This is a genomic window from Leifsonia sp. Ger2509 (assembly GCF_055231915.1).
In genome coordinates this window covers 855,722-867,961 of the sequence record NZ_JBUYVB010000003.1, presented here as the reverse complement: position 1 = coordinate 867,961, position 12,240 = coordinate 855,722, and the positions used below count along the sequence as shown (strand labels likewise).

Annotated in this window: 10 protein-coding genes; 7 read left to right on the top strand and 3 right to left on the bottom strand. The window is 68.9% G+C overall.

Going from position 1 to position 12,240, the window contains the following annotated elements:
• Positions 1-80: 80 nt before the first annotated feature.
• From ACV7NN_RS04465 to ACV7NN_RS04445, 5 genes are all read left to right on the top strand, one after another.
• Positions 81-1,691 (top strand): carboxylesterase/lipase family protein, encoded by a 1,611-nt coding sequence (locus ACV7NN_RS04465; protein ID WP_463348377.1) that lies wholly within the window; start codon positions 81-83, stop codon positions 1,689-1,691.
• 118 nt (positions 1,692-1,809) lie between these two features.
• The gene (locus tag ACV7NN_RS04460; RefSeq protein WP_463348376.1) at positions 1,810-3,054 is read left to right on the top strand and encodes an anion permease; all 1,245 of its coding nucleotides are present in this window, start codon (positions 1,810-1,812) and stop codon (positions 3,052-3,054) included.
• Positions 3,051-3,383, top strand: coding sequence for a peptidase (locus tag ACV7NN_RS04455; RefSeq protein WP_463348375.1), 333 nt, complete (start codon positions 3,051-3,053; stop codon positions 3,381-3,383). The genes ACV7NN_RS04460 and ACV7NN_RS04455 overlap by 4 nt, the downstream gene beginning before the upstream one ends.
• A gap of 119 nt (positions 3,384-3,502) precedes the next feature.
• Complete coding sequence (locus ACV7NN_RS04450) at positions 3,503-4,894, top strand: aldehyde dehydrogenase family protein (RefSeq protein ID WP_463348374.1); 1,392 nt, start codon at positions 3,503-3,505, stop codon at positions 4,892-4,894.
• A 160-nt stretch (positions 4,895-5,054) separates the two neighbouring features.
• On the top strand, positions 5,055-6,533 hold the full coding sequence (locus tag ACV7NN_RS04445) for an aspartate ammonia-lyase (protein ID WP_463351232.1): 1,479 nt from the start codon (positions 5,055-5,057) through the stop codon (positions 6,531-6,533).
• 55 nt (positions 6,534-6,588) lie between these two features.
• Here ACV7NN_RS04445 and ACV7NN_RS04440 read toward each other — a convergent pair whose 3' ends face one another.
• Positions 6,589-7,464: a fumarylacetoacetate hydrolase family protein gene (locus tag ACV7NN_RS04440; protein WP_463348373.1), complete on the bottom strand. Its 876-nt coding sequence runs from the start codon at positions 7,462-7,464 to the stop codon at positions 6,589-6,591.
• Positions 7,465-7,529: 65 nt separating this feature from the next.
• Here ACV7NN_RS04440 and ACV7NN_RS04435 point away from each other — a divergent pair, with 65 nt between their 5' ends.
• Positions 7,530-8,432 (top strand): alpha/beta fold hydrolase, encoded by a 903-nt coding sequence (locus ACV7NN_RS04435; RefSeq protein WP_463348372.1) that lies wholly within the window; start codon positions 7,530-7,532, stop codon positions 8,430-8,432.
• A 5-nt stretch (positions 8,433-8,437) separates the two neighbouring features.
• Here the strand turns inward: ACV7NN_RS04435 and ACV7NN_RS04430 are convergent, their stop codons facing one another.
• The gene (locus ACV7NN_RS04430) at positions 8,438-9,205 is read right to left on the bottom strand and encodes a glycosyltransferase family 2 protein (protein WP_463348371.1); all 768 of its coding nucleotides are present in this window, start codon (positions 9,203-9,205) and stop codon (positions 8,438-8,440) included.
• A gap of 37 nt (positions 9,206-9,242) precedes the next feature.
• Entirely contained in the window at positions 9,243-10,751 is a 1,509-nt protein-coding gene (locus ACV7NN_RS04425; RefSeq protein ID WP_463348370.1) for an AlkA N-terminal domain-containing protein, read from the bottom strand.
• A 77-nt stretch (positions 10,752-10,828) separates the two neighbouring features.
• Here ACV7NN_RS04425 and ACV7NN_RS04420 point away from each other — a divergent pair, with 77 nt between their 5' ends.
• Positions 10,829-12,220 (top strand): FAD-binding oxidoreductase, encoded by a 1,392-nt coding sequence (locus ACV7NN_RS04420; protein WP_463348369.1) that lies wholly within the window; start codon positions 10,829-10,831, stop codon positions 12,218-12,220.
• The last annotated feature ends 20 nt before the right edge of the window (positions 12,221-12,240 follow it).

Sequence of the window (12,240 nt, the reverse complement as noted above, 5' to 3'; positions counted from 1 at the left end):
CGGCGGTCCCGCGGGAGATTGAGCCGATTCCAAGGCAATGGGGGACGCAGCGCGCTGCCGGTCCGGTCTAATCTCGGAAGGTGACCGTCGAGACGCGCACCACCTCTTCCCTGGAAGTGCCGGTGACCGGCGGAACCATTCGCGGCGTCAGCGAGCGTGGTCTGGATGCGTGGCGCGGCATCCCCTACGCGGCCCCGCCGATCGGGCGGCTGCGTTTCCGCGCGCCGCACCCCGTCGTCCCCTGGGAGGGCGTGCGCCTCGCCGCGGTGAACGGCAAGGTCTCGCCGCAGGCCCATCGCGGCCAGTTCCTCGGCGCGAAGCCCGGAACTCCGATGGGGGAGGACTGCCTGACCCTGGAGGTGCTCCGGCGCGAGGGCGGCCACGCGGAGCCCGCGCCGGTCATGGTGTTCATCCATGGTGGTGCATACAGCGTCGGATCGGTCGGCTCCGTCCCGCGCAACGGCGAGACCCTCGCGCGACGCGGCGGGATCGTCTTCGTGGCGATGAACTATCGGCTGGGAGCGCTCGGCTACCTCGACTTCACCCGCTATTCGACGCCGGAACGCCCGTTCGAGAGCAACCTGGGCCTCCGCGACCAGGTGGCGGCGCTCGAATGGGTACGCGACAACATCGGGTCGTTCGGAGGCGACCCCGGCAACGTGACCGTGTTCGGCGAGTCGGCCGGGGCGAACGCCGTTACCACCCTGATGACGACCCCTGCAGCACGGGGACTGTTCCACCGGGCCATCGCCCAGAGCGCTCCGCCCAACGCGATCTACCTTCCGGAGCTGACAGCTAAATGGGCCGGTGAGTTCGTCGAACTGCTGAGCGCAGAGGTCGACCCCGCGAGCGTCGAGTCCACGACGCCCGAAGACGCGGTGACCCTGCTCGAACACGCGGGCACCGCTGCGATCGTGCGGGCGACGACAGCGTTGCAGCTTCGGACACCGGACGAGAACCCAGGCACGATCTGCCTGTGCCCCGTGATCGACGGCGACTACCTGCCGGTGCGACCACTGGATGCGTTCAAGAGCGGAGACGCGCATCCGGTGCCCCTGATCATCGGGACCAACGACCGCGAGGGCTCCCTGTTCATCGGCCGGCTGGACATCCTTGCGACCTCGCCTCCGCGCATCCGGGCGATCTTCTCCCGCACCCGCAAGAAGACGCGCAAGGCGATCAAGCGGGAGTATCCGGGGCTGCCCGAGCGGAGGGCGGCCGCGGACTTCGCCGGCGACTACTCGTTCTGGTACCCGAGCATCAAAGTGGGCGAGCGGCACGCGCGGTTCGCGCCTGTGCACTTCTACCGGTTCGACATCGCACCGCGCCTGGTCCGCATGCTCGGCTTCGACGCCACCCACGGGCTCGAACTGTTCGCCGTCTTCGACCGGATGGATTCGCTGTTCGGACGCGCCATGACCGTCCTCGGCGGCAGGCGGGCGTTCATCGCGGCAGGCGAGCGGATGCAGCGCCGCTGGCTCGCATTCGCTGCGACCGGCGACCCGGACGGCCCGCTTCCGGCGGGATCCGACCTGGCGCCTGCCCCACGGGATCCCGCCTGGCCGCGCTACGACGCCGCCTCGGACGACGACTACCGGCTCACGCTGATCATCGACCGGAAGGACCGGATCGAGTCGGATCCGCGCGCGACGAAGCGGGTCGCCTGGCAGGAGTTCGTCCCGCACGTGTGAGACCGAGTTTGACCATCGCGGCGCGGCATGTGAGTATCGTCGTGGTTGTCGAACGGCACCGGTCGGTTTGCATGAAATCCAGGTGAATTACGCCCGGTATTCCACGAGAAGGGCGCTGGTGGATCTCACCCTCATCGTTGTCCTGGTCATCGTCCTCGCGTTGTTCTTCGACTTCACGAACGGTTTCCACGACACCGCGAACGCCATGGCGACGCCGATCGCGACCGGAGCGATGCGGCCGAAGGTCGCTGTCGCCCTCGCGGCGGTGCTCAACCTCGTCGGAGCCTTCCTGTCGACCGAGGTCGCGAAGACCATCTCGGGCGGCATCATCAAAGAGGGTCCGGGCGGGGTGCAGATCACTCCTGAACTGATCTTCGCCGGTCTGATCGGCGCGATCATCTGGAACATGGTCACCTGGCTCTTCGGGCTCCCCTCGAGTTCCAGCCATGCACTGTTCGGCGGGCTGATCGGAGCCACGATCGTCGGCGTCGGGGTGCAGGCGGTCGACTTCGTCGTCGTGCTCGACAAGGTGATCCTGCCCGCGATCATCGCCCCGTTCACCGCGGGCCTCGTGGCCTATGCCGCGACGAAGCTGGCGTACGCGGTCACACGCCGGTTCGACGGGAGACCGGATGGCCGGGGCGGCTTCCGTGTCGGCCAGATCTTCTCGTCGTCGCTCGTCGCCCTCGCCCACGGCACCAACGACGCCCAGAAGACCATGGGCGTCATCACGCTCACCCTGATCTCGGCCGGCCTGCAGCCTACGGGGAGCGGTCCTGAACTCTGGGTGATCACAGCATGCGCGCTCGCGATCGCGCTGGGTACCTACACGGGCGGCTGGCGCATCATCCGCACCCTGGGAACGGGTCTCACCGCCATCAAGCCCGCGCAGGGCTTCGCGGCGGAGACGAGCACGGCGGCCACGATCCTCGCGTCGAGCCACCTCGGCTTCGCGCTCTCCACCACCCAGGTCGCCTCGGGCTCGGTGATCGGCTCCGGCCTCGGCCGGCGCGGCGCATCGGTGCGCTGGGGCACTGCGGGACGCATCGGGGTCGGCTGGCTCCTGACTCTTCCGTCTGCGGCCGTCGTTGGCGGCATCGCTGCCTGGATCGCTAGCTTCGGTCCGATCGGCATCCTCGTGGATGTGGTCGTCGGGGTCGTGGTCATCGTCGTGATCTTCATCATCTCGAACCGCAACCGCGTCGACAGCACGAACGCGGTCAGCCCTGGCGCTGTCGCCGGCGTCACGGGCGTGAGCGAAGTCGCCCAGTCCGGCACTGTCGTGAAGATCAAGAAGGTCAAGCCCCTGAAACGGCCGAAGCAGCGCAAGCGGCCGCGCGATCCCGAGGAGGAACGCGCGTGATCGACTGGGGATCGTTCTTGTCGGTGGCGCTCGCGTCACTCATCTCGACCTGTGTGGTCGTCGGACTCTACTCGCTGGGCGTGCGGCTCCTGGCCGCAGCGGGCCGTGCACTGCAGGTCGACCCGGTCGAGTTCACGGATGCCATCACCGTCGTCACACCGGCCGAGGCGGCTGCCGCCGCCAAGCGCGCCCGCAAGGCGGAGAAGAAGAACCCGCTGACCGCCGGGCAGAAACGCACAGCGCTTCTCGCTGCGTACACCTGCTTCACCCTGTGCGGGCTCGCGGTCCTCTACGGTATCTACCTGATCGTCCCCTACTTCCACCAGTAGGCAGCGGTCCGCGCGGTTGTCAGGCGCCCGCGTTCGATAGACAGAATGGCCGCTGGAAGCCGCCTCACACGCCACTGCGTCTGTCCGGTTCCCGTCCCGTGCGGACCTAGGATTGAGCCATGACCCACGGCGAGATCGCCGGCACCGTAGCCGGCCTCCGTTCGACGTTCGAGGCGGGGACCACGAAGCCCCTCGCCTGGCGCGTCGATCAGTTGAAAGCACTCCGGCGCATGCTCACCGAGCGCGGAGGCGATTTCGAGTCGGCGCTGCAGAGCGACCTCGCCAAGAACCCGACAGAGTCGCAGCTCGCCGAGATCGGTTTCGTCGTCGGCGAGATCGACCACGCGCTGAAGCATCTGCGGTCCTGGCTGCGTCCGCGCTCCGTCCGCGTGCCGGGCGCGGTGATGCCGGCCCGCGCATCCGTCATCCGTGAACCGCTCGGCGTCGTCCTGGTCATCGCGCCGTGGAACTACCCCGTGCAGCTGCAGTTGGCTCCCGTCGTCGGCGCCCTCGCGGCGGGCAACGCGGTCGTGATGAAGCCGAGCGAACTCGCGCCGGCGACGTCCGCGACGATCGCGCGCCTCGTGCCGCTGTACCTCGATACGCGCGCAGTCGCCGTGGTCGAGGGCGGGGTCGACGAGACGACCGAACTCCTGGCGCAGCGGTTCGATCACATCTTCTTCACGGGCAACAGCCGGGTGGGTCGCATCGTGATGGCCGCCGCCGTCGCCAACCTGACCCCCGTCACCCTCGAGCTGGGAGGCAAGTCGCCGGTCTACGTCGACGACAGCGTCGACATCGACGCGGCCGCGAAGCGGATCGCCTGGGGCAAGTTCATGAACGCGGGCCAGACCTGTGTCGCGCCCGACTACCTGCTCGCCACGGCGGACGTCGCCCGGCGGCTCGAGCCCGCGCTGATCGCCGCCACCCGCGAACTGTACGGCGACGACCCCGCCGCGAACCCGGACTACGGCCGCATCGTCAACGAGCAGCACCTCGTGCGCCTCACCAGCCTGCTCGATTCGGGTCGTGCGGTGGTCGGCGGCGACTCGGACACCGCATCCCGTTACCTCGCACCGACGGTGCTCGCCGACGTCCAGCGCGACGCGCCGATCATGCAGGACGAGATCTTCGGCCCGATCCTGCCGATCGTCACGGTCAGCGGACTCGACGACGCCATCCGGCACATCACAGCAGGGGACAAGCCCCTGGCGCTCTACGTCTTCAGCGAGAACGACAAGGTCCGCAGGCGTTTCCTCACGGAGACGAGCTCCGGTGCCATCGGATTCGGCATCCCTGCCGCGCACCTCGCCGTCCCCGGCCTCCCGTTCGGCGGGGTCGGCGAGAGCGGGACCGGCGGATACCACGGCGACCACTCGCTGCGAACGTTCAGCCACGAGAAGGCCGTGTTGAGCAAACCGCTGAAGCCTGACACGATCCGCCTGATCTCGCCCCCGTACACGGCCGGTAAAGACCGGTTCATCCGGGGCCTCCTCAGGAAGCTCGGTTGACACCATGTCCCGAGGTTCGCGCGCTAAAGTCGACTCGTCGACAGCCACGAGCACGCCGATGACGAAATACAATGCCACCGCACAACGACAGGCAATGGAGCCACCAGTGAATACCCCGAGCAGTACCGCAACAGCCCCCCGCACCAGCCCGATCCCCCTCATCGATGCGTCGGAGAACGTCTCGGACGTCCCGACCACGGCGGTCGACCACGGTCCCGTCCGCACCGAAAGCGACTCCCTGGGAGCCCGCGACGTCCCGGCAGACGCCTACTGGGGTGTGCACACCTCCCGGGCACTCGAGAACTTCCAGATCGCCAAGCGCCCGATCTCCGTCTACCCCGACCTCATCGTCGCGCTCGCCAGCGTCAAGCAGGCCGCCGCGCGCGCCAACCTCGAGATCGGCGTCCTGGATCCGCACAAGGCCGACCTCATCGACCGTGCCTGCCAGCTCATCATCGACGGCGGTTTCCACGACCAGTTCGTGGTCGGCGTGATGCAGGGCGGGGCCGGCACCTCCACCAACATGAACGCCAACGAGGTCATCGCCAACCTCGGCCTCGAACTCGACGGCCACGCCAAGGGCGAATACCAGTACCTCCACCCGATCGACGACGTCAACCGCAGCCAGAGCACGAACGACACGTACCCGACGGCGATCAAGATCTCGCTGACCTTCGCGCTCTCCCACCTGCTGGACGAGCTGGCGCTGCTGCGCGACTCGTTCGCGCGCAAGGGCGTCGAGTTCCGGCATGTGCTGAAGGTCGGCCGCACGCAGTTGCAGGATGCCGTTCCGATGACGCTCGGCCAGGAGTTCCACGGTTTCGCCACCACCCTCACCGAGGACCACGCGCGCCTCACCGAGACCAAGTGGCTGCTCGCCGAGATCAACCTCGGTGCGACCGCGATCGGCACGGGAATCACCGCCGACCCCGGCTACGCCCCTGCCGCCTGCCGCCACCTCGTCGAGATCACCGGCCTCCCGCTGGAGACGGCGCCCGACCTCATCGAGTCGACCAGCGACGCGGGCGCCTTCATGTCGTTCAGCGGATCGCTCAAGCGTTCCGCGATCAAGCTGTCGAAGATCTGCAACGACCTGCGGCTGCTCTCGAGCGGTCCGCAGGCCGGTCTCGGCGAGATCAACCTGCCGCCGCGGCAGGCAGGCTCCAGCATCATGCCAGGCAAGGTCAACCCGGTCATCCCCGAGGTCGTCAACCAGATCGCGTTCTCGGTCGCAGGCGCGGATGTGACGGTCACCATGGCAGCGGAGGGCGGGCAGCTGCAGCTCAACGCCTTCGAGCCCGTGATCGCGCACTCGCTCCTTCAGTCCATCACCTGGATGACCCAGGGGTTCCACACGCTGCGCGTGAACTGCATCGACGGGATCACCGCCAATGAGGAACGCCTCGGTGCGATGGTCGGCTCGTCCGTCGGGGTGATCACGGCCCTGATGCCGTACATCGGCTACTCGGCCGCCGCGGCGCTTGCGAAGACGGCGCTCCTCACGGGCGGAAACGTTGCAGACCTGATCGTCGAAGCCAACCTGATGAGCCGTGAAGAGGTCACCAAGCTCCTGTCTCCCGCGCGTCTCAGCGGTCTCGAGGCGATCACGACCGCCATCCCGGTCATCGAGCAGGCCTGATCGGGGTCCGGCCGCCTTCTGACGCGCGTCGCCTGGTCGGGCCGGACAAGCCTGATCAGGTGACGCGGCAGTAGGTCGTGAGGTAGCCGATCCCGCCGATCGACACCGTCACGGTGGAGCGGTCGCGCAGGAACACCGGCGGGGTGCGGGAGTAACCCGCGCCGCCCGGGCTGCCTGTCGAGATCAGCGTTCCGGGCTGCACGGTGGCCGACCGCGACAGGAAGGCGATGATCTCGGCGACGCTGCGAACCATGTCGGCCGTGGACGCATCCTGCAGGATCGCGCCATCGACATTCGTCGTGAGCCAGAGGTCCTGCGGATCGGCGATCTCGTCAGCGGTGACGACGACGGGCCCGTTCGGCGTGAATCCGTCGAAGGACTTGCAGCGGGACCACTGCGCCTCGGAGAACTGCAGATCACGCGCGGTGATGTCGTTGACGACCGTGTAGCCCCAGACGTGGTCGAGTGCGTCACGCACGTGGACATCGCGCGCCGGCGTACCGATGATGACGCCCAGTTCGGCCTCGTAGTCGACCTGCGTCGTCAGGTCCTCCGGCCACGAGGTCGTGCCCTCATGACCGGCCAGCGAGTTCGGCCAGAGCGAGAAGACGGTCGCAGCCTTCTCGCTGCGGAGCTTCAACTCGGATGCGTGTGCGGCGTAGTTGGCGCCGATCGCGATCACCTGCGGCGGCCGGAGAACAGCGGAGGCGTGGCGAAGTCCGCGGACGGGTTCGAGTTCCGTGCGGTTGGCGACGGCGTTGTCGACGACGGCGCGGACGTGTGCGAGGCCCTCGTCGCCGCGTTCGATGAGTTCCTGCAGGTCCCGCGGAGCCTCATCCATCACCTCGTCGAGAAAGAGAGCCCCGTCTCCGATGACGGCGGCTAAGCGGGGGTGGCGGTCTGTGGCGGAGCTGAGGTGCGAGAATCTCACGTCCCAAGGCTATCGGGCAGGCTCGGCTGCCGGAAAACGTCCGCCGGAACAGCTAGCGTTGCTGTGTGTCCATCGGAGAAAGGCGGCCCGGGCTGGCGGGCGGAGATGACGAGGCGGTGCGCCTCGACGCGGCTCTGCCCGACATCGACTGGTCCGTCGCGCCGCTTGGCGCGGTCTTCTCCACCTTCGACGCTCCGAGTGGTCAGCTGGCGACGTTCTCACTGGGCAACCCCGGCGATCCCCGTGTCGTGCTCATCCCGGGGGTGACCGGTTCGAAAGAGGACTTCTACCTGCTGGCTCCGATCCTCGCCGCCGGCGGCTACTTCGTGCAGAGTTACGATCTCGCCGGCCAGTACGAGTCTGCGGATGCCGGCCCCGTCGCCGGCGGGCACTACACATACGGGCTCCTGGTGGCCGACGTGGTGGCATTCCTGCGCGCCGGCGCACCGGCGCACGTTCTCGGGTACTCGTTCGCAGGCATCCTCAGCCAGCTGGCACTGGTGGAGCACCCGGAGCTCTTCCGCAGCCTGACTCTGCTCACGACGCCGCCGGAACCGGGGCAGGCCTTCCGCGGCGTGCGAACGATCGGTTGGCTGAGCTGGTTCCTCAACGGCAGGCAGGGGGCGGGCCTGATGATCTGGGGCATCGTCACGAACAAGAACAAGGTCCCTCCGAGCAGACTCGCCTTCGTGCGCGAACGATTCGCGTTGACGAGACGCGCCAGCGTTGACGACATCGTCGGTCTGATGAAAAAGGTGCCGGACACCAGGGACGCTGTGGCGGCAAACGCCATCCCCAAACTCGTCGCTACCGGCAACCACGATCTCTGGCCGACCCACCTGCATGCCGCGTTCGCCCAGCAGATCGCCGCGACTCTCGCGGTCTACCGCACGGGGCACAGCCCTTGCGAGACGGCTCCGCACCAGCTCGGCCGCGACATGCTCGCGCTCTTCGCGTCGGCAGCCTGACGCGCTCAGGCGATGGCGCCGGGAAGCTCCTCTTCGGCGTGCTCTTCTTCCCAGCGACGCCTGGCCGCGCGGCGACGCCACGGCGACTCCTCCGGCAGGTGCATGCGCAGCGTGGAGAACGCCCAGGTGAGCCGCCTGCCGAGGCCGCGCCAGGTCGCGAACGGGCGCGACGAGATCCCGACCGTGAGCCGCTCGTCGAGCCGGACGATCTGGTCGGGCTCGAGGTGGATGCTCAGGTCGAGATCGTCGTGGATCTCACGCAGGCCGCGGTGCACCCTGCCGCGCACCCGTTGCCACACCTCGCGGCGCATCGCGAAATTGGAGCCGAAGATGGGCGGCTGGCCCAGCCAGATGGCCATCGACCAGAAGTACCCGCCGATATAGAGCAGCTGGCCGAGACCCGCAACCAGCGGGTTGCCGTCGTAGAAGACACCCGGCCCGGTGAGCACGCCGATCTCGGGGGAAACCGTGAACTCGGCTTCGATGTGCAGGAGCCAGTCCTCCGGCGGCCGCGAGTCGGCATCGAGCCGCGCGATCAGGTCGCCGGTGGCCGCGTCGTAGCCGGTCGACGCCGCAGGCCAGATGCCTCGCACGGACTGGTCGAGGACACGGGCCCCCCCCGCGCGCGCGACCGCCGCCGTGTCGTCGGTGCTGCCGTTGTCGACCACGATGATCTCGTCCGCCTGGCGCAACTGCACCTGCAGATCGGCCAGGCAGCGTGCCAGCATGACGGAGTCGTTCAGGGCCGGAATCACCACGGTGATCGAAGGCACGTGCGCGTCCTCCTCCGTCCCGGCTTCGTTTTCGATATTACGCCTGGGCCGCCCGCCACAAGTGCATTCCGGCGTAGCTGCGCCACGGTGCCCACGCGGCTCCGCGCTCGGCGAGTTCGCGGGGTCCATCAGGCAGCCCGAGCCGCGCCGCGCCCTGCCGGATGACGAGGTCGCTGGTGAGAAGGATGTCCGGGCTTCCGAGCACCCGCATGGCCACGTATCCGGCGGTCCAAGGCCCGATCCCGGGGAGCGCCGTCAGGCGTGCCTCGAGTTCTTCGCGCGACTCGCCGACATCGAGGACGAGGCTGCCGTCGGCGAGGGCTTCGGCCGTCGCGAGGATCGTCGCGACACGCCGGACCGGACCCCGGAGCACGTCGCGGCCGCCCTCGGCGATCTGCTCGGCGGTGGGGAAGAGCCGCGTGAAGGGGCCGGCGTCGATCGGCGTCCCGAGCGCATCGGTCAGCCTGGCGAGCGCCGTGCGTGCGGCGGCGACGGAGACCTGCTGCCCGATGAGTGCCCGGAACAGGATCTCCTCAGCGTTGATGCTTCCCGGTACCCGGCGTCCGGGGGCCTCGCGGACGCTGGTCGCGAGTGCGGGATCGGCGGCAAGCGCCTCGTCGATCGCCACGGCGTCAGCATCGAGGTCGAGGAGCCGTCGCACCCGCGCGACGAGCGGAGCGAGGTCGGCGACGTCGGCGAGATGGGCCTCGCAGTCGACGTGCGGACTGGTATCCGTTCCGCCGAGGCTGAGGGTGACGACGGCCGGGCCGTTCGGCAGCGCGATGGCACGCGAGTACGTGTTCGCGTCGCCGGCCTCGGTGCCTGCCACGGCGCGCGCGGCGAGGAAGGAGAAGAGGGCGCGGCCGTCGAAGGGCGCCCGTGCGGGCAACCGCAGGCTGAGGGATGCGGCCTCCCCGGCATGCGGATGCGCGCGCGCCGTCCGCCCCGCTCGTCCTTTCGCCGCCGCGCGGATCTCTCCCGGCGTCGTGCGGTAGATGTCGGCCATGGTCTCGTTGAACTGGCGGACACTGGTGAATCCCGCGGCGAAGGCGACGTCGGTGATCGAGAGGTCGGTGCCGGCCAGCAGCAGCCGGGCGGTCTGGGCGCGGTGCGCCCGCGCCAGCGCGAGCGGGCCCGCGCCGAGTTCGTTGGTCAGCACGCGCCCGAGATGCCGCGGCGTGTAGCCGAGCCGGCGCGCCAGGCCCGGCACGCCTTCGCGTTCGACCGTTCCATCGGCGATGAGCCGCATCGCCCGGGCGGCCAGGTCGTCGCGGATGTTCCATTCCGGAGATCCGGGCACGGCGTCCGGAAGGCAGCGCTTGCAGGCCCGCAGCCCCGCCTCGTGCGCGGCGGCTGCGGTGAGGTAGAACGTGACATTGCCGGGTTTCGGGGTGACGGCCGGGCAGCTGGGCCGGCAGTAGATGCCGGTGGTGTGCACGCCGGTGATGAACTGGCCGTCGAACCGCGCATCCCTCGACGACATCGCGCGGTAGCGCTCGGCGAACACGGGGTCGGCGAGCGGTGCGTCCGGTCGGGGGGCGTTCATGCGATCAGCCTGACATGCGCCACCGACGTTTGGTAGCGGAAATCGGACCTGACCCGCACGCGGCTAGTCTGGCACGCATGGATGCGATCACCTGGCTTGCAGCAGCACTCGGCCCCGAGGCCACCGCTGCGGGGGTCCTCAGCACGGATCCGGACGAACTGGATGCACTGCGCACCGACAGGTCCGGTTGGCGGTCGCCCGGCAGGCCGCTCATGCTCGTTAACGCGCGATCGGTCGCCGACGTCCAGGCGACGATGCAGGCAGCGACCGAGTTCCGCCTCCCCGTCGTGCCGCGCGGAGCAGGCACCGGCCTCGCGGGCGGCGCGAACGGCACCGACGGTGCGATCGTGCTGAGCGTCGCCGGCATGGACCGCATCCTCGAGATCAGCCCGGAGGACGAGCTCGCCGTCGTGGAGCCCGGGGTGATCAACGCCGACCTGAACGCAGCGCTCCGGCCGCACGGACTCTGGTTCGCACCCGATCCGGCGAGCAAGGCGATCTCATCGGTCGGCGGCAACATCGCGACGAACGCCGGTGGCCTGCTGTGCGCGAAGTACGGGGTCACCCGCGAGGCAGTCCTCGGGCTGTCCGTCGTCCTTCCCGACGGCCGGCTGATCCGCACTGGTCATCGCACGGTGAAAGGCGTGACCGGGTTCGACCTCACCGCCCTGTTCGTCGGCTCGGAGGGCACGCTGGGTGTGATCGTCGACGCGACGGTGCGCGCGCTCCCGCTGCCCGTCGGAGGGATCACAACGATCGGTGCACTTTTCCCGGATGTGGGGCGCGCGGCCGCGGCGTCCGCGCGCGTCACAGCATCCCGTCTCCGCCCTGCCGTCATGGAACTGCTCGACGGCCCGGCCCTCGAACGCATCGCGGCCCATCTCGGCAGCGAGACCATCGAGGCCGCGATGGGGGCGTCCGGAGGGGCTGCGTACCTCCTCGTGCAGTTCGACGGTCTGGCGTCCGCGACGGACGCGGCTGCCGCCTCGGAACTGATCCGCGCATCCGGAGGCACCGTGCGGGTCTCGACGGACGCGGCGGAAGGCGAGCGGCTTCTCGCGATCCGGCGCGCCTTCCATTCGGCCCTGGAAGCGCACGGCAACGTGCTGATCGAGGATGTCTCGGTGCCGCGCTCGCAGATGCCGCAGATGTTCGAGGCGATCCGCGCGATCGGCGACAAATACGGAGTCGCCATACCGACGGTCGCCCACGCCGGCGACGGCAACCTGCACCCCAATTTCATGTACGAGGGCGACGACGTCCCCGACCAGGTCTGGGAGGCCGCGGGCGAGCTGTTCCGGACGGCGATCGAGCTCGGCGGAACGCTGACCGGGGAGCACGGCGTCGGTCTCCTCAAACGACGGTGGCTGGCCGACGAACTGGGCCCCGACGCCTATGAGCTCCAGGTGAAGCTGAAGAGCGTGTTCGATCCGCTCGGCATCATGAACCCCGGCAAGGTGTTCGGCTGACGGGCCGTTAAAAAGACTCA

Excerpts from the sequence above, each read along its gene's own strand:
- ACV7NN_RS04425 (WP_463348370.1), bottom strand. The coding sequence starts at position 10,751 with ATGAACGCCCCCCGACCGGACGCACCGCTCGCCGACCCCGTGTTCGCC.
- ACV7NN_RS04420 (WP_463348369.1), top strand. The coding sequence starts at position 10,829 with ATGGATGCGATCACCTGGCTTGCAGCAGCACTCGGCCCCGAGGCCACC.
- ACV7NN_RS04450 (WP_463348374.1), top strand. The coding sequence starts at position 3,503 with ATGACCCACGGCGAGATCGCCGGCACCGTAGCCGGCCTCCGTTCGACG.